Origin of the sequence: Stenotrophomonas sp. TWI809, from assembly GCF_039673205.1 — a bacterium.
In the GTDB taxonomy this organism is placed as follows: Bacteria; Pseudomonadota; Gammaproteobacteria; order Xanthomonadales; family Xanthomonadaceae; genus Stenotrophomonas.
The window spans coordinates 31,940-55,940 of sequence record NZ_JBDJLE010000001.1; the positions used below are offsets into that span (position 1 = coordinate 31,940).

15 protein-coding genes are annotated in these 24,001 nt (G+C 66.9%); 4 read left to right on the forward strand and 11 right to left on the reverse strand.

All coding sequences use genetic code 11. The annotated features are described in order from the left end of the window. The first annotated feature begins 307 nt into the window (after positions 1 to 307). Positions 308 to 9,019, forward strand: coding sequence for a glucoamylase family protein (locus ABE472_RS00205; protein ID WP_346464958.1), 8,712 nt, complete (start codon positions 308 to 310; stop codon positions 9,017 to 9,019). Further along, positions 9,016 to 9,276, forward strand: coding sequence for a hypothetical protein (locus ABE472_RS00210; protein WP_346464960.1), 261 nt, complete (start codon positions 9,016 to 9,018; stop codon positions 9,274 to 9,276). Before ABE472_RS00205 ends, ABE472_RS00210 begins: the two co-directional genes overlap by 4 nt. Positions 9,277 to 9,303: 27 nt before the next feature. Here ABE472_RS00210 and ABE472_RS00215 read toward each other — a convergent pair whose 3' ends face one another. The 7 genes from ABE472_RS00215 to ABE472_RS00245 all read right to left on the reverse strand — a co-directional run bounded on the left by ABE472_RS00215 (position 9,304) and on the right by ABE472_RS00245 (position 15,828). Further along, on the reverse strand, positions 9,304 to 10,647 hold the full coding sequence (locus ABE472_RS00215) for a DcaP family trimeric outer membrane transporter (RefSeq protein ID WP_346464962.1): 1,344 nt from the start codon (positions 10,645 to 10,647) through the stop codon (positions 9,304 to 9,306). A gap of 90 nt (positions 10,648 to 10,737) precedes the next feature. Further along, positions 10,738 to 11,526: a 2-oxo-3-hexenedioate decarboxylase gene (gene dmpH, locus ABE472_RS00220; protein ID WP_346464964.1), complete on the reverse strand. Its 789-nt coding sequence runs from the start codon at positions 11,524 to 11,526 to the stop codon at positions 10,738 to 10,740. Then, the gene (gene dmpG, locus ABE472_RS00225; RefSeq protein ID WP_346464966.1) at positions 11,523 to 12,563 is read right to left on the reverse strand and encodes a 4-hydroxy-2-oxovalerate aldolase; all 1,041 of its coding nucleotides are present in this window, start codon (positions 12,561 to 12,563) and stop codon (positions 11,523 to 11,525) included. Before dmpG ends, dmpH begins: the two co-directional genes overlap by 4 nt. Before the next feature lie 10 nt (positions 12,564 to 12,573). Continuing rightward, positions 12,574 to 13,512: an acetaldehyde dehydrogenase (acetylating) gene (locus tag ABE472_RS00230; protein ID WP_346464968.1), complete on the reverse strand. Its 939-nt coding sequence runs from the start codon at positions 13,510 to 13,512 to the stop codon at positions 12,574 to 12,576. 40 nt (positions 13,513 to 13,552) lie between these two features. Further along, positions 13,553 to 14,347, reverse strand: coding sequence for a fumarylacetoacetate hydrolase family protein (locus ABE472_RS00235; protein ID WP_346464970.1), 795 nt, complete (start codon positions 14,345 to 14,347; stop codon positions 13,553 to 13,555). Next, positions 14,344 to 14,547 carry a tautomerase family protein gene (locus tag ABE472_RS00240; protein ID WP_313211008.1) on the reverse strand — a complete coding sequence of 68 codons (204 nt, stop codon included), beginning with the start codon at positions 14,545 to 14,547 and terminating at the stop codon, positions 14,344 to 14,346. The genes ABE472_RS00235 and ABE472_RS00240 overlap by 4 nt, the downstream gene beginning before the upstream one ends. An 18-nt stretch (positions 14,548 to 14,565) precedes the next feature. Then, entirely contained in the window at positions 14,566 to 15,828 is a 1,263-nt protein-coding gene (locus ABE472_RS00245) for an MFS transporter (protein ID WP_313211009.1), read from the reverse strand. Between the two features lie 147 nt (positions 15,829 to 15,975). Between ABE472_RS00245 and ABE472_RS00250 the strand changes: the two genes are divergently transcribed. Beyond that, positions 15,976 to 16,647 (forward strand): hypothetical protein, encoded by a 672-nt coding sequence (locus ABE472_RS00250; protein ID WP_346464973.1) that lies wholly within the window; start codon positions 15,976 to 15,978, stop codon positions 16,645 to 16,647. 64 nt (positions 16,648 to 16,711) lie between these two features. After that, on the forward strand, positions 16,712 to 17,569 hold the full coding sequence (locus ABE472_RS00255; RefSeq protein ID WP_313211011.1) for an IclR family transcriptional regulator: 858 nt from the start codon (positions 16,712 to 16,714) through the stop codon (positions 17,567 to 17,569). A 21-nt stretch (positions 17,570 to 17,590) separates the two neighbouring features. Here the strand turns inward: ABE472_RS00255 and ABE472_RS00260 are convergent, their stop codons facing one another. The 4 genes from ABE472_RS00260 to ABE472_RS00275 all read right to left on the reverse strand — a co-directional run bounded on the left by ABE472_RS00260 (position 17,591) and on the right by ABE472_RS00275 (position 23,949). After that, positions 17,591 to 18,322: a hypothetical protein gene (locus ABE472_RS00260; protein WP_313211012.1), complete on the reverse strand. Its 732-nt coding sequence runs from the start codon at positions 18,320 to 18,322 to the stop codon at positions 17,591 to 17,593. 91 nt (positions 18,323 to 18,413) lie between these two features. Beyond that, positions 18,414 to 21,518: a CusA/CzcA family heavy metal efflux RND transporter gene (locus ABE472_RS00265; protein ID WP_346464975.1), complete on the reverse strand. Its 3,105-nt coding sequence runs from the start codon at positions 21,516 to 21,518 to the stop codon at positions 18,414 to 18,416. Next, positions 21,515 to 22,693, reverse strand: a complete 1,179-nt coding sequence (locus tag ABE472_RS00270; protein WP_346464977.1) for an efflux RND transporter periplasmic adaptor subunit — start codon at positions 22,691 to 22,693, stop codon at positions 21,515 to 21,517. Before ABE472_RS00270 ends, ABE472_RS00265 begins: the two co-directional genes overlap by 4 nt. Continuing rightward, on the reverse strand, positions 22,690 to 23,949 hold the full coding sequence (locus ABE472_RS00275) for a TolC family protein (RefSeq protein ID WP_346464979.1): 1,260 nt from the start codon (positions 23,947 to 23,949) through the stop codon (positions 22,690 to 22,692). Before ABE472_RS00275 ends, ABE472_RS00270 begins: the two co-directional genes overlap by 4 nt. Positions 23,950 to 24,001 lie beyond the last annotated feature (52 nt).

Genomic DNA, 24,001 nt, shown 5'->3' on the forward strand with positions numbered 1-24,001 from the left:
GAAAGTGAGCGCACCCACGCCGGCCGTGCCAATCCATGTAGCGTTGCTGCATCTGGCTCAATCCAGTGGCCCATCCCTGACGTGCCCGGCATAACCTGGACCATCCGGGGTACTGCTGCCAACGACCGCTCCGTAGGCTTCATGGAAGGTCGGCAGAGGATGCCTGCCCTCTTCACGCTGAGGGAGGCGATCCTGGAGCGTTGCGTGCAGCGGACCGCAACCAGTGGGCTCCGAGCCCCGCCTTCACAGCAACCACGCCACCCCGAATGCAACTATGCAAGGACGCGACCTCCCCCCTCGGTAAACCATGCCCCACTTTCGCCGTCTTTTTGGTCGTTGGCTCCGCCTGCGTCGTCTTGTCCGTTGGCGCTGGCGTGAGCGCCAGGCCTCGGTCCCGGCCATCGAAGCCACCGAGGTCCCACTGCGTGCCGCGCTGTACAGCGTTGAACAGATGGAGGTGTACGGCCGCGCCCTTGCGCGCCAGCACCGGGTGCGGATGCGGCCTGGCGCAGAGCGCCTGCTCGATCGCCTGCAGGCCAACGAGCGTGTCCTGGAAGATGCCAACACGCTGCTGAGCAACGTAGTGCGCGAACAGCGGCCGGTGACCCCGGCCGGGGAATGGCTGCTCGACAACTACTACCTGATCGAAGAACAGATCCAGACTGCGCGCCGCCACCTGCCGCGCGGCTACAGCCGGCAGCTGCCGTCGCTTGCCGCCGGCCCCTCGGCCGGATTGCCGCGCGTGTATGAACTGTCGATGCAGGCCATCGCGCACGGCGATGGCCGTATTGATGGCGATACCTTGAGCCGATTCATCGCCTCGTACCAGTCGCTCGCGCCGCTGAGCCTGGGCGAATTGTGGGCCGTTCCCATCATGCTGCGTCTGGCCCTGCTGGAGAATCTGCGGCGCATGGCGGCGCGGGTGATGCGCGACGGGACGGACCGCGGCCTGGCGGCCCAATGGGCGGACAACCTCAATCGCGCCGCCTCCGACACCCCGACCGATGTGGTTCTGGTGGTGGCCGACATGGCACGCTCCGAGCCGCCCTTGACCGGCGCGTTCATCGCCGAGCTGACCCGCTCGCTGCAAGGGCGCGGCGGCGCCTGGGCCATGCCGATCGCTTGGCTGGAACAGTGGGCCGCCGCGGCTGGGCAGCGCATCGACGAACTGGTCGCCGCCGAGGGCCAGCAGCAGGCGGCCGACCAGGTCTCCATCGGCAACAGCATCGGCAGCCTGCGCTTCCTCTCCACCATGGATTGGCGCACCTTTGTCGAAGACATGAGTGTGGTCGAGCAGCGGCTGCGGGAAGACCCGATGGCCGTCTATCCGCAGATGGATTTCGGCACCCGCGACGCCTATCGCCACGTCGTAGAGAAGATCGCGCGCGGTAGCCGCGTTGCGGAAGAACGCGTTGCGACCATCGCGCTGGATCTGGCACGCGCGGCTGCGCCGCACGATGGGCCACGTACGCACGTGGGCTATTGGCTCGTGGGCGAAGGCGCCTCGGCCACCGTCGACGCAGTGGCCGAGGCAGCGCCACGGCACCGCAAGGCCCGGCGACTGGCGCACCGCGTGCCCCTTGCCCTGTACCTGCTGCCGATTGCCCTGCTGGCGGTGGTGGCTACCGGCGGCCTGCTGGCATCGGGCAGTGGCGCGGTGCCCATCTGGCTGGCCGCGCTGCTCGGGCTTCTGGTGTTCAGCGAGCTGGGCATCGTCCTGGTGAACTGGACGGCGACGGTACTGGTCACGCCCAGGCCGCTGCCCAAGCTCGATTTCAGCGAAGGTATCCCCGCCGCCTGCTCCACCGTGGTCGCGGTCCCCTCGATGCTGTCCAGTATCGAAGGCATCGATGTGCTGACCGAGGCGCTGGAGGTCCGCTTCCTGGCCAACCGCGATCCCCAGCTGCGCTTCGTGCTGCTGACGGACTTCCTCGACGCTGCGGCCGCCGAGACGCCGACGGACGACACCCTGCTTGCGCACGCCGTGGAGCGCATCGAGGAACTGAACAGTCGCTACGCGGCCGAGCGCGGCGATCGCTTCTACCTGCTGCACCGCCCCAGGCAATGGAACCCGGGCGAAGGGGTGTGGATGGGACACGAGCGCAAGCGCGGCAAGCTGGCAGCGCTCAACGCCCTGCTCCGCCAGGGCGATGCAGCCGCATTCATGCGCACCGTCGGTGACACGGCCGCCTTGGTCGGCGTCCGCTACGTCATCACCCTGGATTCGGACACGCAGCTTCCGCGGGATGCCGCACGCGCCTTCGTCGCCACGTTGGCGCACCCGCTCAACCGCCCGCGCTTCGATCCGGCGCTGCAACGCGTGGTGGAGGGCTACGGCATCCTGCAGCCGAGCGTCGGCACCAGTCTGGGCACGCGCCGCACCTCGCGGTTTGCGCGGATGTTCGGCAGCGAGCCCGGCATCGATCCGTACTCGCGCATGGTCTCGGATGTCTACCAGGACCTGTTCGACGAAGGCTCGTTCGTGGGCAAGGGCATCTATGACGTCGAAGCGTTCGAGCATGCGCTCGAGGGCCGCCTGCCCGAGAACCGCATCCTCAGCCACGACCTGCTGGAAGGCTGCTATGCACGCGCCGGCCTGGTCAGCGATGTGCGCCTGTACGAGGACTATCCCGAACGCTACGCCGCCGATGCCAAGCGCCGTGCGCGCTGGATCCGCGGCGACTGGCAGCTGTTGCCCTGGTTGATGCCGTGGACACCGCGCCCGGGATCGGGATGGGAACGCAACCGGCTCAGCCTGCTGTCGCGCGGCAAGTTGCTGGACAACCTGCGCCGGAGCCTGGTGCCGATCGCCGCCTTGGCCTTGCTGGTGGCGGGTTGGCTGTATGCCGAAAGCCCGGCTGCGTGGACGGCATGGGTGATGGCGCTGTGGTTTGCGCCGCCGCTGATCGGCATGCTGCGCGATGCGCTGAGCGTTCCGGACGACACCCCGCTGGAAGCGCACTACATCATGGTCGGGCGCGGCACGTTGCAGTCGTTGCTGCGTGCCGCCACCCAGGTCGCGTGTCTGCCCTACGAAGCGTTGCTGGCCGGTGGCGCGGTGCTGCGCACGCTCTGGCGCATGACCGTCACCCGACGGCACCTGCTGCAATGGAACCCCTCCAGCGAAGTCGAGCGCCGCCTCGGTAGCGACCGCGGCGCGGAATGGCGGGTGATGGCGCCGGCGTCGGTGCTGGCGGTTGCGCTGGCGGCGGTCGTGGCCAGCGTGGCTCCGCACGCCCTGCCTGTCGCCCTGCCCCTGCTGTTGGCGTGGACCTTCGCGCCCGCGTTGATGGCGTGGCTGGGCCGGCCGCCGGCCGCAAGCGTGGCCGAACTGTCCGTGACCCAGCGGGCATTCCTGGGCCGGCTGGCGCGGCGCACCTGGTCGTTCTTCCAGGCGTGGGTGCGCGAGCAGGATCACTGGCTGCCGCCGGACAATATCCAGGAGCACCCGACGCTGGTGGTGGCGCGGCGCACCTCGCCGACCAACATCGGCCTGTCCCTGCTGGCCAATCTGTCCGCGTGGGATTTCGGCTGGCTCCAGCTGGGCGCGGTCGCGGAACGTACCGCCCTCACCTTCGATACGCTGGACCAGCTGCCGCGCCATCGCGGCCACTTCCTGAACTGGTACGACACCGAAACCCTGGCGCCGCTGCAGCCGCGCTACGTCTCCACCGTGGACAGCGGCAACCTGGCCGGCCACCTGCTGACGCTGCGCCAAGGCCTGCTCGCGCTGGTGGACGCGCCGGTGCTGGCGCCACATACCTTCGATGGCCTGGCCGATACGCTCGGTGTGCTGGAAGAGGAACGGCAGCGCCATCGCCCCGCTGACGCACTCCTGGGCGAGGCGCTCAACCAACTTCGCCAGCGCCTGGCGGCAACGCGTACCGACCAACCCCGTGGGACGGCACAGCTGCTCGCCCGGTTGCAGGAGCTGGCCGGTCTGGCCGACGCCGTGCTGGCGCAATGGCCGGGGCCGGAGTCGCCCGAGGAAGGTGCGCTGCACTGGCCTGCCCTGTTCGCTGCCGAATGCCATGCCGCCCGCGCGACACTCGCCGACCTCCCTGCCGATGCCGGCGCGGACGACGAGGCGCCGGTACCCAGCCTGCGCCAGCTGGCCGCCCTGCCCGGTTCCGCCGGTGCGGACGCGCGCGCGCGCATCGAGCAGCTGCAGGCGCTGGCGCACCGCGCCGGGCAGTTCTCGCTGATGGAATACGGGTTCCTGTTCTACCGTACCCGCAACCTGCTTTCGATCGGCTACAACGTCGACGACCATCGCCTGGACAACAGCTTCTACGACCTGCTCGCGTCCGAAGCGCGGCTGTGCGCCTTCGTCGCCATCGCCCAGGGGCAGTTGTCGCAGGAGAGCTGGTTCGCGCTTGGCCGGATGCTCACCGAGGTCAACGGCACGCCGACGCTGCTGTCATGGAGTGGCTCGATGTTCGAGTACCTCATGCCGCAGCTGGTGATGCCCAGCTATCCGGATACGCTGCTCGACCAGACCGCGCGGCATGCGGTCGAGGCGCAGATCGTCTACGGCCGCAGCTTGAACCTGCCATGGGGCGTGTCCGAGTCCGGTTATAACGCCGTCGATGCCCGCCTGAATTACCAGTACCGCGCGTTCGGCGTGCCCGGGTTGGGTCTCAAACGCGGCCTGGGCCAGGATCGAGTGATCGCGCCCTATGCCAGCATGATGGCGCTGATGGTGGCGCCGGAGGCGGCGTGCCAGAACCTCCAGGCACTCGAAGGTCTCGGGTTCTCCGGGCGCTTTGGCATGTACGAAGCGATCGACTACACCCCCGCCCGGGTACCGCCGGGGCAGGATCACGTTCTGCTGCGTTCGTTCATGGCCCACCACCAGGGCATGGGCCTGCTGTCGCTGGATTACCTGTTGCGCGACCAGCCGATGCAGCGCCGTTTCGTTGCCGATACCGAGTTCCAGGCCACCTTGCTGCTGCTGCAGGAACGTATTCCGCGCATCGGCGTGTTCCATCCGCATGAGGTCGAAGCCCTGGGCGAGCACTCGGCCATGGCCGAGCACGAGACCTCCCTGCGCGTCCTGCGCGACCCGGCGGGCCCGCGCCCGGAAGTGCAGCTGCTTTCCAACGGGCGCTACCACGGCATGCTGACCCATGCCGGCGGCGGCTACAGCCGCCACGGCGACCTGTCGCTCACCCGCTGGCGCGAAGACGGCACCACCGATGCCTGGGGGTCGTTCTGCTACCTGCGCGACGTGGACAGCGGCGAGTTCTGGTCTGCCGCCTACCAGCCCACCTGCGTGGCGCTGGACCATTACGAGGCGATCTTCTCCGACGCCAAGGCAGAGTTCCGCGGTGCCCGCCGCGGCTGCGAGAGCCACCTGCAAGTCGCCATTTCCGCCGAGGATGACATCGAGCTCAGGCGCCTGCGCCTGACCAACCGCGGCCGTCGCCAGCGCACGGTGGAAATCACCACCTATGCCGAAGTGGTGCTGGCGCCCGCAGCGTCGGACGACGCGCATCCGGCCTTCAGCAACCTTTTCGTGCAGAGCGAGATCCTGGCCGCCAAGCAGGCCGTGCTCTGCACGCGTCGGCCACGTTCGCACGATGAGGTGCCACCGTGGATGTTCCATCTGGTCGCGGTGCATGACGCCGAGGTCGTGTCGATCTCCTACGAAACCGACCGTGCGCGCTTCCTGGGCCGTGGCAACACGCCGCGGACGCCGCAGGCGTTGACCACCGATATCGACCTCTCCGGCACGGACGGCTCGGTGCTCGACCCGATCGTGGCCATCCGCGTGCGGGTGGTGCTGGAGCCCGAGCAGACCGTGCAACTGGACATGGTGTTTGGCATCGGCGCCGACCGCACCGGGTGCGAGGCGATGGTCGACAAGTACCGTGATCGCCGCCTGGCAGACCGCGTCTTCGACCTGTCCTGGACACACAGCCAGGTGGTGCGCCGGCAGATCAACGCCAGCCAGGCCGAGGCCTCGCTGTACGAGCGCCTGGCCAGCCACGTGCTGTATGCCAATCCGCTGCTGCGCGCGGGCGACGCCGTCCTGCAGCAGAACCAGCGCGGACAATCCGGGCTGTGGGGCCATGCCATCTCCGGCGACCTGCCCATCGTGCTGCTCAAGGTCACCGACGCGGAGAACGTGGAACTGGTCAGGCAGCTGGTGCAGGCGCACGCGTATTGGCGCCAGAAGGGACTCAACACCGATCTGGTCATCTGGAACGACAGCAAGGCCGGCTATCGGCAGGAACTGCAGGACCAGATCCTGGGGATGGTGGCCGCCAGTTCGGAGACGGGCCTGCTCGATCGCCCCGGCGGCATTTTCGTGCGGCCGGTGCAGAACATGAGCCACGAGGACCGCGTTCTGCTGCAGGCGGTGGCACGGGTGGTGCTCAGCGACGAGGACGGCACGCTGGCGGCGCAGGTGGGGCGCCAGCCGCTGCCTGTGCGACGGATTCCGGCCCTGGTGCCGCAAGCGGAGCAGCAGGAGCTGGCCCTGGCGATGGAAGCGACGCCGGGGCCGCCCGTCGTCGCCGACCCGGGGCCCGAACCCGGACTGCCCCCGGGCGTTGAGCATGACGAGGAGGTGGACGACCCGTGGCCGTTCCTTCCGTACCGCGGCGCTGGCCGATTCGACAACGGCACCGGCAGTTTCAGCGAGGACGGCCGCGAGTACGTTGTGGTCGTGCGCGAAGGCGCCCCGACCCCGGCCCCGTGGGCGAACGTGATCGCGAACGCCCGCCTGGGCACGGTCGTCAGCGAAAGTGCACCGGGCTATACCTGGTTTGAAAACGCACACGAATTCCGCTTGACGCCCTGGCTCAACGATCCGGTGTCCGATACCGGCGGCGAAGCCTTCTACGTGCGCGATGAGGACACCGGCCGTGTCTGGTCGCCGATGCCGCTGCCATGCCGGGGCACCGGGGCGTACCGTACCCGCCACGGCTTTGGCTACACGGTCTACGAGCATATCGAAGACGGCATCGCCAGCGAGTTGTGGGTCTTCGTCGATGTCACCGCACCGCTGAAGTTCTCGGTCCTGCGCTTGCACAACCTCTCGGGCCGGCCACGGCGCCTGTCGGCCATCGGCTACGTGGAATGGGTCATGGGTGACCTGCGCCCGAAGTCGCGCATGCACGTGGTCACCGAGCGCGACCCGCAGACCGGGGCGCTGCTGGCGCGCAACAGCTACAGCACCGAGTTCGGCGGCCGGATGGCCTTCTTCGACACCGATGCCGAGGGCTGCGGCTGGACCTGTGACCGCCTGGAGTTCATCGGCCGCAACGGCGGCCTGCACGCACCTGCGGCGCTGCGTCGCGAGCGTCTGGATGCACGGGCCGGTGCGGGCATGGATCCCTGCGCGGCGATCCAGGTGCCGCTTGAGCTGGCGCCGGGCGACCGCAGTGAAACCACGTTCCGCCTTGGCGCGGGGCGCGACCGCGAGGAAACGCTGGCGTTGGCACGAAGCCGCCAGGGCAATCAGGAAGCCATCGATGCGTTGGATGCCGTGCGGATCCACTGGCGCAATGTACTGGCCACGGTGCAGGTCCGCACGCCGGACCCGGCGTTCGACGCACTGGCCAATGGCTGGCTGGTCTACCAGACCCTGGGCTGCCGCTACCTGGCACGCGGTGGCTACTATCAATCCGGCGGCGCGTTCGGCTTCCGTGACCAGCTGCAGGACGCGCTCGCCCTCATACACGCGCGCCCGGACCTGACCCGCGAACACCTGCTGCTCTGCGCGGCACACCAGTTCACCGAAGGCGATGTGATGCACTGGTGGCACCCGCCGCAAGGTCGCGGCGTGCGCACCCGCTGCTCGGACGACTATCTGTGGCTGCCCCAGGGCGCATGCCGCTACCTGGAGGTCACGGGCGACGCCAGCGTGCTGGACGAAGTGGTTGGCTACATCGAGGGTCGCGCAGTGACGCCGGAGGAGGAAGGTTACTACGACATGCCCACCCTTTCGGCACAGCGCGGCACACTCTATGCACACTGCGTGGTCGCGCTGGAACGCGGGTGCCGGTTGCTCGGCGAACGCGGGCTTCCGTTGATGGGCAGCGGCGATTGGAACGATGGCATGAACCGCGTCGGCGACCAGCAGCGCGGTGAAAGTGTGTGGCTCGGGTTCTTCCTGCATGACACGCTTCGCCGGTTCGTCGGGCTGGCCACCGCGCGCGGCGATGCCGCCCGTGCGCAATGGTGCGAAGAACAGGCCCAACGCCTGCGTCAGAACCTGGAACAGCATGCTTGGGACGGCGCGTGGTATCGCCGTGCCTGGTTCGACAACGGCGCCATGTTGGGCTCGTCACAGAATCAGGAGTGCCGCATCGATTCGATCTCCCAGAGCTGGTCGGTGCTGTCAGGCGTGGCCGCGCCTGAGCGTGCCACGCAGGCCCTGGATTCGCTGTACACGCATCTGGTGCGAAAGGACGCCAAGCTGATCCAGCTCCTCGATCCGCCGTTCGACCAGACCACGGAAGACCCCGGCTACATTCGGGGTTACGTACCGGGCGTGCGCGAGAATGGCGGCCAGTACACCCACGCGGCGGTGTGGGCGGCGATGGCATTTGCACAGCAGGGCGATGCGGTACGTGCCTGGGAGCTGGCCGGCATGATCAATCCCCTGAACCACACACTGGACGCCGAGGCGGTCCAGACCTACCGCGTCGAACCCTATGTGTTGGCCGCCGATGTCTATGCCGTGTCGCCGCACGTCGGGCGAGGCGGCTGGACGTGGTACACCGGGTCGGCCGGTTGGATGTATCGCCTGCTGGTGGAATCCCTGCTCGGCATCCGTCGCGACGGCGATCGTCTTTCGCTTGAACCTTGCCTGCCCGATCATTGGCCGTCCTTCGAACTGAGCTACCGCTTCGGGCGCAGCCTGTACGAGTTCGTGGTGACCCGCACTGCGCAGGGTCAGCCGACCCTGCATGTGGATGACGTCCTGCAGCCGGACCTGACCGTCCTGCTCCGCGACGACGGCCATTACTACCGTGTCGCGCTTGATCTGGGTGCACCTCCGGGATGAGCGTTCGTCCCGACATACAGGTGCAGCTTGATGCGCTGGGCGACAAGCTGGACCACTGGGTGGCGCGCGTGCGCCACCCAGCGCAATTCTGGCCGCAGTTTGAACAACTGACTGGTGAGATTCTCGACCAATGCGCGAACGCGGAGAGGGACCATGCGCGTGCGTCTATACAGGCCATGCTCGAACACCATGCGCTGGAACTCCCATCCTGGCACGAACGAGGCGACACCCTGCCGCCGGGGAAGCCGGGTGCGTGACAACGGATCCCCCGTGCGTGCTCAGGATCAGAAGCTGTACTTCACGTGCGTGTGCAGCCGATTCAGATCGCCGGCCTCTCCATTCTCCAGGCGGCGCTGGGCGTGGCTCAGCTCAGCGCCGAGGTCCAGCTTCGGGAAGGGCGAGTAGATCAGGTTGACGCGCCAGGACTGCGCGCGCTCGGTGACAAGCGCTCCGGTCCATTGCGCATCGTTGTCGAGCCAAGCACCGGAGTAGACGAGGTTGCCGCGCAGCTTGGGTGAGAACGCGTGACGCCACGCCACGAAGCCGCCGTAGCCATCTTGGGAATGCAGCTCCCCGTCGTCGTCCAGCACACTGTCGGCACCGAGTGCGAAGCCCAGGTAGCGACCAATGCCCTGCCCGCCGCTGACCATGTAGCGCAGGTCGTCATTGCTGCCTACATTGACGCGCCCGGACAGGCTTGCCGCAATCCCGGTGTCGGTACGGCCGTCGTAACGCAGGTTGCGCACCATGGCCGCCACCGTGAAGTGGCCCCAGGCACCGCGCTGCGCCCAGCGGGCGGTGATGTCTGGCACGGTGTCATCGCCACTGTTGAGGCGGGTGCCGTTGCCCCGGTAGGTCGCCACTGTCGTCTGCGGATTTTCCAACGAGAACGACCACGGGCCGCGCGTGTAGCGAAGCTGCGCCTGACGGTTGAAGATGGTGCCCTCGGACGGACCGGTGAAGTCCACCGTATCCGGTAGTGCCGCTACGTCCTGGAAGTTGGACCAGGTCTGGCCAGCCAGCCAGTGGTTCCAACTGACATAGGCATGGCGCAGGGTCAGCGCGTAGGTATTCGTGATCACTTCGTTGCCGGCGAAGGCGTTGTTGCCGCCGCCATACATGTCTGCCTCGATGTAGGCCTTGAGCGTGTCGCCACGTTCGGTAACGGTGTCGGCGCCCAACCAGAACCTGGAGAACTGAGCATGCACGTCGGTGTAGCTGGCGCTATTGCCGTTTCCATCCGCGGCGACCGGGGTAGCGGCCGGGAAGTAGAACAGACGGCCGGCCGAGCCATCGGCAATCGCGCCGTCGCTGGTCCGCGTGGTCATGGCATCGAGTTTGATGAAGCCGCCTGCCGTGAAGCGGGTGCCGGGCATCGCCCCGGGCAGGATCGGCGTTGCGGCTTGCGCGGGCGGCGTTGCAACCGCCACCGTCGGGGTGTTCTCGGCCGCTTTGGCATCGCGCTGTTGGTACTGCTGCAACAACCCTCGCATCTGCTGCATCTCCGCTTCCAGCTCGGCCATACGCGCCTCCAGCGTGGCGGTATCCACGGCCTGCGCCAGCGCCGTGTGCGGTAGTGCGGACAACGCCAGCCACAACGGCACCGAGGCCGCTGTTCTCCTCTTCATTCCAACCATGATTCCCCTCCCAGGGCATAGCGATGCCGACACGGCCTGGGTGAACAGGCCGTGCGGCGTTGACGAACGGGGTGGAGCGTTCTAGATGAAGCGCATGGCGACGGTACCGATGCCGTCGCCGCGGACCAGGACGTTGTCGCCCGCCTGCACGGCAATCGCCGCGGTGATTGCGCCGGACAGCACGACCGCGCCCGCTTCCAGTGGCTGGCCATGCTCGGACAACATGTTGACCAGCATGGCCACTGCAGCGGCAGGGTCGCCGAGCACGGCCGCACCGGCTCCCACCTCGGCGACCTGGCCGTTCTTCTCCATCACCACCCCCAGCGTCTGCAGATCGAGCTTGGCCGGGTCCGTCGGGCGCGAACCCAGGACATAGCGCGACGCCGAGGTGTTGTCTGCGATGACGCTGGGCAGGTCGAACCGGAAGTTTTCGTAGCGCGAGTCGATCAGCTCGATGGCTGGCACCACGTAGTCCGTCGCAGTGAGCACATCACTGGCGGTGCACCCTGGGCCACGCAGTGCATCGCGCATCACGAAGGCGATCTCGGCCTCTACCTTGGGATGGATCAGCACGCTGGTGTCCACTGCCGCGCCATCATCGACGACGTTATCGCTCCCAAGGAAACCGTAAATGGGCGTGTCCACGCCCATCTGCTGCATCTTCGCATGGGAGGTCAGGCCCATCTTCATGCCCACGATGCGCACCCCTTCGGCCTGCTTCAGCGCACACAGGCGTTGCTGGATCCGATAGGCGTCAGCCACATCGAGCCCGGGATGGCTGTCGGTCAGTTTGCCGACGTCACGCACGTCGCGTTCGGCGTCGCGCAGCAGGCGGGCGCAACGATCAAGGGTTTCGTTATCAAGGCTCATGCGGGTTCCTTTACTGCGGCCGCATCACGGCGGCGCAGCATGTCCAGGGCGACGTCGACAATCATGTCTTCCTGGCCGCCGACCATGCGGCGCTTGCCCAGTTCGACCAGGATGTCGACGGTATTGATGCCAAAGCGCTGCGAGGCGGCCTCGGCGTGGCGCAGGAAGCTGGAATAGACGCCGGCATAGCCAAGCGCCAACGTTTCACGGTCCACGCGCACCGGGCGGTCCTGCAGCGGTCGCACGATGTCATCGGCCGCGTCCATCAGGGCGTAAAGGTCGCAGCCATGCGCCCAGCCCAGGCGCTCGGCCGCTGCAATGAACACCTCAAGCGGTGCATTGCCGGCACCGGCACCCATGCCTGCCAGGCTCGCATCGATGCGGATCGCACCGGATTCTGCCGCGACGATGGAGTTGGCCACGCCCAGCGACAGGTTGTGATGAGCATGGATGCCGATCTCGGTATCGGGCCTCAAGGCCTGGCGTAGCGCCTGCACCCGATCACGCACATCATTCATGCCCAGCGCGCCACCGGAATCGACCACGTACACACAGGACGCGCCGTAGCTCTCCATCAGCAGTGCCTGCTCGGCAAGGGCGGCAGGGGCGATCATATGGCTCATCATGAGGAAGCCGACCGCATCCATCCCCAGGGCGTTGGCCGCCTCAAGGTGCTGGCGCGAGATGTCCGCCTCGGTGCAGTGGGTCGCCACACGCACGATCCGCGCGCCCGCAGAATAGGCGTTCTTCAGGTCGTGTACGGTGCCGATGCCGGGCAGCAGCAGCGTGGCGATGCGCGCATGGCTGACCGACTCGGCCGCTGCTTCGATCCATTCCAGGTCGCTGTGCGCGCCGAAGCCGTAGTTGAACGAGGCGCCTTGCAGGCCGTCGCCGTGGGCCACCTCGATGGAGTCCACGCGCGCCTTGTCCAGTGCGCCTGCAATGGTGCGCACCTGCGGGAGGCTGTACTGGTGACGCACCGCATGCGAACCATCGCGCAGGGTGACATCGGAGATGTAGAGTTTGTGTTGGGTCATCGGAGTCTCCTCAGGCGCCTGCCGGCTGGGCCAGCAGCGATTCGGCCATGCGCTCGGCAGTGGCCAGTGCGGCCGAGGTCATGATGTCGAGGTTGCCGGCGTACGCTGGCAGGTAGTGAGCAGCGCCCTCCACTTCCAGGAAGATGGAGGTCTTCAAGCCCGTGGTGGGGCCGATGCCGGGGACGTTGAGCGGTTCGTCGATGACGTCGAACTGGACCTGCTGCTTGAGACGATACCCAGGCACATACGCCGCCACCCTCGCCACCATCTCGCTCACCGCGGCTTCGACCTTCGCCGTATCGACGGCCTCGGACAACACATACACGGTGTCGCGCATCAGCAGCGGCGGATCGGCCGGATTCAGCACGATGATCGCCTTGCCGGCGCGGGCGCCACCGACGCTCTCGATGGCGCGCGAGGTGGTTTCGGTGAACTCATCGATGTTGGCGCGGGTTCCCGGGCCTGCCGACCGGCTGGCAATGGACGCCACGATCTCGGCGTAGTGCACCTTGGCCACCGAGGCGACGGCGGCCACCATCGGGATGGTGGCCTGCCCACCGCAGGTGACCATGTTGACGTTCAGCGCGGCCAGGTTGGCCTCCAGGTTGACCGTGGGCACGCAGTACGGCCCGATGGCCGCAGGGGTCAGGTCGATGACCCGGATCGACGGCCGCGCCTGGCGCAGCAACGCATCATTGCGGACATGCGCCGACGCGGACGTGGCATCGAAAACGATGTCGATGTCGGGAAATACCTCCGATGCGATCAGCCCTTCCACGCCGGTAGCGATGGTCGGGACGCCGAGCCGGGCCGCACGGGCCAGGCCGTCGGAGGCGGGGTCGATACCCACCAGCGCGCCCATTTCCAGGTGCCTGCCGTTGCGCATTACTTTGATCATCAGATCGGTGCCGATGTTACCGGGACCGATGATGGCGACTTTCAGGGTCATACCGCACTCCTGTGGGGATACGTGGGGGGATGAAGCGGGATCAGGCAAAGTGCACGTCGGCGCTGCCCAGCGCGCCCATGCGTACGCGCATGTGGTCGCCGCGCTGCACCGGGATGAGTGGCACCAGGGCACCGGAAAGGATCACCTCGCCCGCCTTCAGCGAAGTGCCGAGGCGGCCGAGCGTATTGGCCAGCCACACCACGCAGTTGATCGGCGACCCCAGCGCAGCCGCGCCGGCGCCGGTCGCGACGAGCTCGCCGTTTTTTTCCAACACCATGCCCAGCGTGCCCAGGTCCAGGCCCTTGGGTGGCACGCGCTGGTCACCCAGGACGAAGGCGGCAGCGGAGGCGTTGTCGGCCACGGTGTCGGTGATGCCGATCTTCCAGTCACGAATGCGCGAATCGACGATCTCGAAACACACCGAAACCGCCTCGGTAGCCGCGATCACTTCGTGATGGGTAATGCCAGGCCCGCACAGGTCGCGCTTGAGGTGGAAGGCGATCTCGCCCTCCGCGCGTGGTGCGATCAGACCATCAAGCGACAGCGTGCCGCCGTTGCGCACTTCCATGCGGTCGGTGAGGAAGCCAAAATCCGGCTGGTCCACCTTGAGCATGCGCTGCACTGCCGCGCTCGTTGCGCCGATCTTCTTGCCCACCACGCGCTCACCGTCGGCCACGCGCCGGGCGAGCAGGTTGCTGGAGATCGCGTAGGCGTCCTCGATACGCAGCCCGGCAATGCGCTCGCTGAGCGGGTCCAGGGGCGCGCCTTCACGCAGCGCACGGTACAGCTGCGCGGCCTGCTCGCCGATGTCGGCCGGGGTCAGGGCGGCGCTCATGCGGATGCCCCGGTCGGGGAATCGCTCTTGAGTACATCGCCCACCGCGAAGCGCTGCGGCGGCACTTCATTGACCATCACACGGATGGTCTGCATCGGCGCGCCCAGCTGCTCATGTGCAGCGCGGGCTACCGCGCGGATGAAGGCCTGCACCTTCTGTTCGTCGCGCCCCTGCACCAGGGTTACTTGGATGATTGGCATGTCAGTCTCCAGGGTGAATCAAGTCAGTTCCGCGCCCTTGGTTTCAGGCAGGAACAGCAGCACGATCAGACCGGCCAGCGCGAAGAAGCCGGCGGTAGCGAGCAAGCCGCTGCCCACGCCATGCTGGTTGGCCAGGTAGCCGATCAGCGCCGGTGCGATCGCGGCGATGGCACGGCCGCCGTTGTAGACGAAGCCCTGCGCGGTGGCGCGGATGGACGTCGGGAACATTTCCGCGAAGGTGGGAGCGAACCCGCTGTAGAAGCCAGTGCCGAAATAGGCCACCACGATGCCGAATGCCATCAACAGCCCCGGCGTGTGGATCATCACGAACAACGGCACCGACAGCGCCGAGCCAGCGAAGAAGATCAGGAACGCCTTCTTGCGCCCCAGCCGATCGGCGATGTAACCAAAGGTGACGTAGCCCAGCGCCGCACCCACCTGCATGATCACGATCCACACCGTGGACTTGACCAGGTCCAATCCCGGACCGCCCTCGGCGACCGGCGTGGCCAGGTAAGTCGGGATCCAGGTGAAGAGGCCCCAGTAGCCGCACATGGCTGCCGTGGTGAACGCCAGGCCGATCAGCGTGTTGCGCCGATGGACACTGAACAACGCGCCCAATGTCTCAGTGAAGCTCAACCGTCTGGTCTGGTTGACCCAGATCTCCGGCTCCTTGACGTGACGGCGCACGTAGAAGGCCAGCAGTGCCGGCAGCAGGCCGACCGCGAACACCCAGCGCCAGCCGTACATCGGCACCACCACAGCCGCGACGATGGCCGCCGCCGCATAGCCTGCCGCGAACGCGCTCTGGATCCACGCCATCACCTTGCCGCGGTGCTGGGCTGGCCAGGTTTCGCTGACCAGCGCCGAACCGGCCGACCATTCCCCGCCGACACCCAGGCCGACGATGACCCGGAACAGCATCAGCTGGCCAAGCGTGTCGGAGAGCCCGCACAACGCAGTGCCGATCGAGTAACAGATGATGCTGAGGATCATCGACTTGGCGCGCCCCATGCGGTCGGCCAGGAACCCGAACAGCAGCCCGCCGGCGGCGGTAGCCAGCAGGGTGGCGGACATCACCATCCCCGCGTCGGACTTGTCGAACCCCAGGTCGGCACTGACGTGCTTGATGACCATGGCAAACAGCATCAGATCCATGATGTCCAGCGCCCAGCCGAGATAGGCCGACCGGAAGGTGCCCCACTGCTGCTGGGTGGCGCCTTGCCACCAGCGCTTGTTGCCGGCGTCGCCTGATGGCGACGTGGACGTACTACTGGCCATTTGTTCCCCCTCCGGAATTTTTGGCGGTTGTGATGTATCGGCAATCGATACCGAAGAGCGACTATAGACCACATTTTTGAGAAACGGAACATATACGATACACGAGTATCGCTGTACGATACGTCCACACTTCCAAAGGATTACGCCATGTCCGATCTCATCCTGCGCCTCCACGAAGACCGCCTGCCGGCAGGCTGTCCGCCGATCCACCTGCCGGCCCTGCCGCGTGCGGTGTACGTGCGGTCAGGTGGACTGGCCGTCGACGCGCACGACCAGGGGCAGTGGCTCGGCGAAGGCCACGCTTCTGTGGCGCAGGACGAACTCACCCTGATCAATGGCACCGAGGAAACGGTGCTGTGGCGCTGGGAACTCACCGGTGCTGGACAGCCTGGTACCGGCGACCTGCCCTCGGCGCCTGCGGCCACAACCCTCTTGAAACTGGACGCGCCAGTAACGTTGGATCCGCGTTTCAGCTGGCTCATGCGCTGCGATCGCGTCGAGTTCCCGCCGGCCGGAGTGGCACTTACCCACGTGCATCAAGGACCGGGTATCCGCATCTGCCTGAATGGCGAAATCCGTATCGAGACGCTCGGCGAAACGCATGCCTATCCCGCCGGGGAGGCGTGGTTCGAACTGGGCCACGCACCGGTACTGGCTCCCACCACGGAGCGCGAATCGACAACATTCATCCGCTGCTTCCTGCTTCCTCGTCAGGTCAAAGGCCGCAGTTCCATCCGCTATGTTCATGCCGCCGACGCCGCAGCCAAGAAGGTTCAGCAGTACCGCGTTTTCGCAGAGCGATACATCAACCTGCCATGACCCTGCTTACCGTGAGGTAATCTAGCGCCTGCCTCACGTCCCTCACGTTCGCCAGAAGGTTCCCATGCCCCGTCATACGCCCAGTGCCATCAAGGAAATCAATGCCAGCGAAGGCGTGGACGTCATCGAATCGGGCGCGGCGGAGCTGAGCGCTGAACAAGGGCTTCCCACCGCCATTGTCTCGCTGAAAGTGATCGAGGCACTGGCCGCGGCCCCTGCGGGACTGGGCGTCACGCGTCTTGCTGAAATGCTCGGCATGCCCAAGGCCCGCATCCACCGCCATTTGAGCATGCTGCGCGAGCACGGCTATGTCGGCCAGGACCCGCGCACGAACCAGTATCGGGTCGGCTGGCAGATGTTCCTGCTGGGGCGTGCCTGCACCAGCCGTTTCGACGTGATGTCGCTGGCCAAGCCGGTGCTTGAGCGCCTGCGCGACCAGGTTGGGCAGACGGTTGTCATTGCCACCTACTCGGACAATGAGGTGGTGGTAATCGACTTCCTGCGCGGAACCGCGCCTGTGGAGATCAGCCTCCGGCCTGGGACGCGGTTCCATCTGAACACCGTCGCCCAGGGCAAGGTGGTACTGGCGTTCGCTCCGCAAGGCGTTAGCCAGCAGTTCCTCGACCAACCACTGCAGTCCTGCACGCCTCGCACCATCACCGACCCGGATCGATTGCGTGCCGAGATCGAGCTGGTGCGCCGCCGAGGCTGGGCCGACGCACCTGAAGAGCTCTATATCGGTGTCAACGCGCTGGCTGCGCCGCTCCTGCAGGCCAACGGGGAGCTGTTCGGAACGGTGGCGATCATCGGCTCGATCCACTACCTGCCCGGAACGCCAGAGCCAGCACACGTCCAGGCGTTGCTGGACGCATCACGGAAAATCTCTGAACTGATGGGACACGACACACGATTACAAGATTGAAAACGCGCCTGGATGAATGCATCACTCCCTCTGAAGCGCGGTTTCGAGCAGGCTGACGTAGGTGTCCAATCGAGTTCGCAACCCGATCAGCATCCAGCCCGCCACGTACAGCACCACCATCATCCAGATGATCAGGCCCGCAACAGGGTTCACGTCGAAGGCGGCGGCCCAATCGCCCCACGTCCAGTCGCGGAACTGTAGATAGAGCGCCACCAGCACCGGGAATATCCCAAGTTGCTGCATGCCACCGAACACCAGCCCCATGCGCTCGTTCATGCGCTGACGCAAGCCAGTTGAGAAGCGAAGCATTTCCTCACACTGCGCGCGCGGGAACGTTCGAAGCTCACCCACCAGATATCGCCAGTAGGCGAAATCGAAATCCATGTCCACGGCATGCGTGCGTCGCAACTTGAGCGCCTGGGGGAGCTCACGCTTCGCCATGAGAAGCAGGTGCAGCAGAAAGCCGGCCAGTTCCACACCCAGACAGATGGAAAGCGTCATGGCCGCCGGCGCTTGCGCGATGACACGGGGGCTGAGCGCACCGGCCAGCAGGCCCAGGCCAGCTGCGCCCAAGCCAATCCAGAGCGATGCACGTTCCACGCGGGACGGCTTCGGGTAACGGCTGCGGGCCACGTAGGCAGCGACGTTGTCGTGCAGCCACGAGAAGCTGAGCACTGGCTCAGAACCGGCCGTTTCAGCTGCTGCCGCAGCTTCCGGTACCCCAGCTGCCGTGGCCTCCGCCATCATCTCCATTCCTGATCTGCTCCGCTTCCCCTGCGATGGCCGATCATAGCGCCACCGGCCGGGCAATGGCTCCTCCCCACACTGCCCGGCCATTCGTCACCTACACCGCTTCGGCCTCCATCGCCGCCCCACCCCGCCGCTGCTCCCGTCGACGATGCACCCAGTAGTACAGCGTCGGCAGCACCAGCAAGGTCAGCAACATCGCCGACAACAGCCCGCCAATCACCACCACCGCCAGCGGCTTCTGGGTCTCAGCCCCAATCGCATGCGACGTCGCCATCGGCAGCAGGCCGAACATCGCCAACAGCGCCGTCATCAGCACCGTCCGCAGGCGCTGCAGTGCGCCCTGCACCACGGCGTCGTAGAGCGCCATGCCCTGCTCGCGCAGCTGGCCGAATCGCGTCAACATGATCACGCCGTTGAGTACCGCTTGCCCAAACAAGGCAATGAAGCCGATCGCCGCCGACACCGACAGCGGAATCCCGGTCAGCAGCAACGCCAGGATGCCGCCGATCATCGCCAGCGGAACGTTGGCCAGGATCAGCGCGGCGCTGGTGACGTCCTTGAAGGCATCAAACAGCAGCACGAAGATGATCAGCACCGACAGCGGTACCACCCAGCCCAGGCGGGCCATGGCGCGCTGCTGATTCTCGAACTCGCCGGACCAGTCGATGCGATAGCCTTCTGGCAATTGGATGGTGGCATCCATCTGCTTGCGCATATCGGCAACGACGCTGCCCATGTCGCGCCCGGCGATGAAGATGCTCACGGCTTTGACGCGCTGGGCGTTCTCACGCGAGATGTTGATCGCACCGCTGGCCATGTTGAAGTCCGCCACATCTCCCAGTGTCACCGTCTGGCCTGAGGCCGTACCCACCGGCACGGTGCGCAGGCGCTGCAGATCGCGGTCGGCATCGGACAGGCGCAGGCTGATCGGGAACTGGCGCTCGCCCTCCCACAGCTGGCCGACCTCGCGGCCGCCGATGGCGGTCTCGATCACGGCATCGATATCCTGCACGTTGAGGCCGTAGCGCGCTGCGCGATCACGATCGATATCGATGCGCAGCTGCGGCAGGCTGCCGTCGCGGTCGATGAAAGCACTCTCCACGCCCTCCACGCCTCTGACCTGCGCCAGGATCGCCTGGGCCTGGCCGGTCAGCACGTCCAGATCTTCGCCGCTGACCTTGATCACCACCTGGCCCTTGATTTGGGAAATGCTTTCCAGGATGTTGTCGCGCACCGGCTGGGAGATCGAGAACTCGGGGCCGGGAATACGCGCTTCCAGCATGCGCTGCATCTGCGCCACCAGCTCGCGCTTGTCGATCTTCCGGGTCCATTCGGATTCGGGCTTGAGCGCCACCAGCGCTTCGATCTGGTTGGCGCCCTTGGCATCGGAGCCATCCTCGGGGCGACCGAGCTTGGCCACCACCGTCGAAACCTCGGGCAACGTCCGCACCAGGTCACGGATGCCCCGGGACTGGGCCTGCGCCTCGGCCAGGCTGGTGCTGGGGTCGAGTGTGGCGGTCAGCCAGATCGAGCCTTCGTCCAGTTCGGGCAGGAATTCCGAGCCCAACCGCGTGCCCAGTGCCAGCGTCACCACCAGCATGGCCACTGCCGCAAGCACCACCGCACGGGGCCGCGCCATCGCCCCCTCCAGCCACGGGCGGTACCAGCCGACCAGCCGGTTCATCACCGGGTTCTCGCCCTTCAGCCGCTCGCGCCGCAGCCACCAGAAGCACAGCAGCGGCACCACGGTCAGGGCAAGGATCAGTGCGCCGATCAGCGCCGACGTCACCGAATAGGCCATGGGGGCGAACATCCGGCCTTCCTGGCGCTGCAGGGTGAAGATCGGGATGTGCGCGGCAATGATGATCAGCATCGAGAAGAAGGTCGGCCGCCCCACCTCCGACGCAGCCGACAACACCGTCGCCATGCGCTCGCGCCGGGTGCTGCCGGGCGGCATCTTCGACATGCGCGAGACGATATGCTCGGTCACGATCACCGCACCATCGATGATGATGCCGAAGTCCATCGCGCCCAGTGAGAGCAGATTGGCCGGCACGCCCCACAGGTGCAGGCCGAGGAAGGTCGACAGCAAGGCCAGCGGCATCATCGCTGCCACGATCAACGCCGCACGGGCGTTGTAGAGGAACAGCCACAGCACCAGGAACACCAGCACCGCACCCTCCACCAGGTTGCGGAACACGGTCTTCAGGGTGGTCGCGACCAGCCAGGAGCGGTCGTAGAACGGTTCAAGCGTGACGCCATCCGGCAGGTGATCGGCCTCGATCTCGGCCACGCGCGCATGCAAGGCATCCAGCACCAGGGACGGGTTCTCGCCCTTGCGCATCAGCACCATGCCGAACACGGCGTCGTCGTTGTCATCCTGGCCAACCAGGCCCTGTCGCGGCAGGCCGGTATCGACGATGCGGGCCAGGTCGCGCACCAGCACGGGGGTGCCTTGCCGCTCTCCCACGACAACGGTGCCGATGTCGGCCGGCGAACGCATCAGCCCAACTCCGCGGATCAGATACTGCTGCTGCCCACGCTCCACATAGCCGCCGCCGGCGTTCGCACTGCCCCGCTCCAGCGCCTCGGCAAATTCCTCCAGGCTGATCCCGCGGTCACGCAGCTTGCCCAGGTCCGGCTCCACCTGGAAGGTCCGCGCATAGCCGCCAAAACTGACCACGTCGGCCACGCCCGGCACGGTACGCAGGCGCCGCTCCATGACCCATTCCTGCACGGTGCGCAGCTCGGTGGAGCTCATGTGTGGTGCGTGGAGGACATAGCGGTAGATTTCGCCCACCGCCGAACTCATCGCCTCCATCTCCGGCTGCACGCCGTCGGGCAGATCCACGCCCTGCAGGCGCTCCATCACCTGGGCGCGCGCGAAATAGTCGTCGGCACCGTCGTCGAAGGTCAGGATGATCATCGACAGCCCGAACTGGGTGTGCGAGAACACGCGTACCGAGTGCGGGATGCCGGACAGCGCCACCTCCAGCGGCATCGTGACTTCGCGCTCAACCTCTTCGGCCGCGCGCCCCGGGTGCAGCGTCACCACGGTGACCTGGGTATCGGAGACGTCCGGGAACGCTTCTACCGGCAACTCGCGGAACGCGGCGAACGAGGCGCCGATGAAGATCAGCAGCGCCAGCATCACCATCAACGGCTGACGCAGGCAGTACGCAATCAGACGATCGATCATGGGGCAGCCTTGGCGGCCGCCGCACCACCGGCGGGTGCGTCAGCGCTGCCAACGTTCTGATCGAGCACCTGCTGCAGCAGCAGACCACCGTCCACGACCACGCGCGCGCCAGCGGCCAGCCCCTGGCCCACCCACAAGCGCCCTTGGCCCAACTCCTCGGCCTGCACGGATCGCCGCGCGAACCGGCCCTTGCCCTCGTCGACGAACACCACCTGCTCGCGCCCGAGCAGCAGCACCGCCCCCTCCGGCAGCGATACGCCCCCGTCCATCGGCACCGTGATCGCAGCCCGTACGTACTGACCCGCTTTGAAGCGTCGCTCACGGTTGTCCAGCTCGGCACGCGCCTGCACCACGTGGCGCTCGGTGTCGATGTAGTCATCCACATGGCCGAGTACGGCGTGCGCTGCCTCGCCTTGGCCGGGCGTGAGGCTCACGGCCATCCCGGGCTTGAGGCGACCCGCAAGCGCCTCGGGAACATCGACGATCAACCATAGGCGGTCCGGATCGCTCACTACCGCCAACGGCAGCTCGGCATCCGGCGACACGTTCATGCCCGGGCTCATCCGGCGCTCGACCAGGATGCCGTCGATGGGCGAACGCAGCGGCATGCGCTGGTCGATGCTGCGGCTGCTGCCGAAACCGCGGGTCAGCGCCCGCAGGCGGGCATGCTCGGCCTCGTTGGCCGCCAGTGCGGATTCGGCTTCGTCCAGTTCGCGCCCCGAGGCGACGCCGGCCTCATGCAGTTCGCGGACGCGGGCCAGTTCGTTGCGTGCCTGGCGAAGCTCGGCGGCGCCACGGGCGCCCTCGGCCTGCACCTGCCCGAACTCAGGCGAGGTCACCCACGCCAGCACCTGCCCCGCCTTGATCTTCTCGCCGGGCGCCACCTCGATACGCGCCACCTGGCCCGGCAGCGGTGAGCGCAGCTGGCTGGAACGCGTGTCATCCCAGGTGATGCGTGCCGGCAGCTGCAGGACCGAGGCCGAGCCATCGGTCACGGCTTCGCTTCGCAACACCTTCAGTTGCGGGCTGTCGGCAGCGAAGCGGATGGTGGCGCCGTCGACCGTCGGGGCCGGCACGGCCACAGGTCCGGCATCGCGCGCGCAGCCACCGGCCAGCACGGCGGCCACGAGCAACGAAAGCAGCCGGGCCGAGCCGGCGGTGCGGGAATACATCATCGGGGGTGTCCTTCGGAAGCAGTAACGGCGGCATTCCAGCGCGCCAGGGCGGAGGCATGCGCCAACCGCGCATCGATCAGATCGGATTCGAACTCGCGCCAGCTGCGCCTTGCATCCAGCAGATCCGTCAACGTGGCGGCACCTCGGCGATAGGCCAGTTCCAGGCCGTCCAGGCTCTGCCTTGCCGCCGGTCCCTGCAGCTGTTCGTACTCGGTGCGGCGCTGTGCGGCGGCGGCCAGTGCGTGCTGCAACTGATCCAGTTCGGCGGTCGCTGCGCGCCGCAACTGCTGCCGTTCCAGGACAGCGGCGTCGTAGTCCGCCTCCGCTCGCTGCTGCTCGCCCCGCCAGCGCTTGGCACCGCCCAGCGGCACGCTCATCGAGACGCCCCAGGTCACCCCGCCGATATCGGCTGGCTCGCGCTCGGCTTCGAGGCCGAACTGCACATCACGCCGGCGTTCACTGCGGGCCAGTGCACGTGCTGCGTCCGCCGCGATCACCCGCGCCTCGGCGGCACGCAGATCAACGCGCTCCTCCAACGTGGTCGGTGCGGGTGTCGCGGGTGTCGCGGTCGCGCCCGCGCGCGGCCACGCATCGTCGGCGCTGAGCGCAGCATCGATGTCGTTGCCCAACAGCAGCGCAAGCACATGGCGTGCCTCGCGAAGGCCACGCTCGGCCTCACGGGCGGCATCGGCCACCTTGAGGTCATCCACCGCCAACCGTGCGCGCTCGATCGGGGCCAGGGCGCCGGTCGCAACCTGCTTGTCCGCTGCAGCCAGGCTCTCCGCCGACGCACGCCGGTCCTCCGCCGCGATGCGTTGCAGTTCCTGCGCAGCCTTCAACCCGAAGTACGCCTCGGTGAGCGCCACCTGCTGTTGGCGTCGCCCGTCGAGCAGGCTGAGGTTGGCCGCCTCGACCAAGGCGTCGGCCTGACGCATGCGCCAACCCCGCTTGCCACCACGCTCCCAGGTCCAACCCAGGCCGAGGGTGGAATCCACGCGCTTGTCCTTCCATCGGCCCGGGCCGATGCCCTCCTGCCGGCTGATCTTGGAGGTGCCCACGCTCAGCTCCGGGCTGGGGCGTCGCGATGCACTCACGGCATCGCCCTGCGTGCCGCGCAGCGCGATCGCTGCCGCGAGCAGATCCGGGTTATGCGCTGCCATGGCCTGTTCCGCCTGGGCCAGCGTCAGTGCCGAAGCGGTGCCCGGCGCAATCAGAAGTGCGGCCATCAGGGCGGCACAGCGGGTGGTGGTATTCATTGCCGACACGGTAAGGTGCAGCGCTTTCGTCAAACTTTCCCGAACCTTGCGT

What these genes read in the sequence shown, in the direction of transcription:
- ABE472_RS00230 (WP_346464968.1), bottom strand. Translation starts at nt 13,512, where the DNA reads ATGACCCTGAAAGTCGCCATCATCGGTCCCGGTAACATCGGCACCGAT.
- ABE472_RS00260 (WP_313211012.1), bottom strand. Translation starts at nt 18,322, where the DNA reads ATGGAGATGATGGCGGAGGCCACGGCAGCTGGGGTACCGGAAGCTGCG.
- ABE472_RS00250 (WP_346464973.1), top strand. Translation starts at nt 15,976, where the DNA reads ATGTCCGATCTCATCCTGCGCCTCCACGAAGACCGCCTGCCGGCAGGC.
- dmpH (WP_346464964.1), bottom strand. Translation starts at nt 11,526, where the DNA reads ATGAGCCTTGATAACGAAACCCTTGATCGTTGCGCCCGCCTGCTGCGC.
- ABE472_RS00210 (WP_346464960.1), top strand. Translation starts at nt 9,016, where the DNA reads ATGAGCGTTCGTCCCGACATACAGGTGCAGCTTGATGCGCTGGGCGAC.
- dmpG (WP_346464966.1), bottom strand. Translation starts at nt 12,563, where the DNA reads ATGACCCAACACAAACTCTACATCTCCGATGTCACCCTGCGCGATGGT.
- ABE472_RS00205 (WP_346464958.1), top strand. Translation starts at nt 308, where the DNA reads ATGCCCCACTTTCGCCGTCTTTTTGGTCGTTGGCTCCGCCTGCGTCGT.
- ABE472_RS00215 (WP_346464962.1), bottom strand. Translation starts at nt 10,647, where the DNA reads ATGAAGAGGAGAACAGCGGCCTCGGTGCCGTTGTGGCTGGCGTTGTCC.
- ABE472_RS00270 (WP_346464977.1), bottom strand. Translation starts at nt 22,693, where the DNA reads ATGATGTATTCCCGCACCGCCGGCTCGGCCCGGCTGCTTTCGTTGCTC.
- ABE472_RS00235 (WP_346464970.1), bottom strand. Translation starts at nt 14,347, where the DNA reads ATGAGCGCCGCCCTGACCCCGGCCGACATCGGCGAGCAGGCCGCGCAG.
- ABE472_RS00265 (WP_346464975.1), bottom strand. Translation starts at nt 21,518, where the DNA reads ATGATCGATCGTCTGATTGCGTACTGCCTGCGTCAGCCGTTGATGGTG.
- ABE472_RS00240 (WP_313211008.1), bottom strand. Translation starts at nt 14,547, where the DNA reads ATGCCAATCATCCAAGTAACCCTGGTGCAGGGGCGCGACGAACAGAAG.
- ABE472_RS00275 (WP_346464979.1), bottom strand. Translation starts at nt 23,949, where the DNA reads ATGAATACCACCACCCGCTGTGCCGCCCTGATGGCCGCACTTCTGATT.
- ABE472_RS00255 (WP_313211011.1), top strand. Translation starts at nt 16,712, where the DNA reads ATGCCCCGTCATACGCCCAGTGCCATCAAGGAAATCAATGCCAGCGAA.
- ABE472_RS00245 (WP_313211009.1), bottom strand. Translation starts at nt 15,828, where the DNA reads ATGGCCAGTAGTACGTCCACGTCGCCATCAGGCGACGCCGGCAACAAG.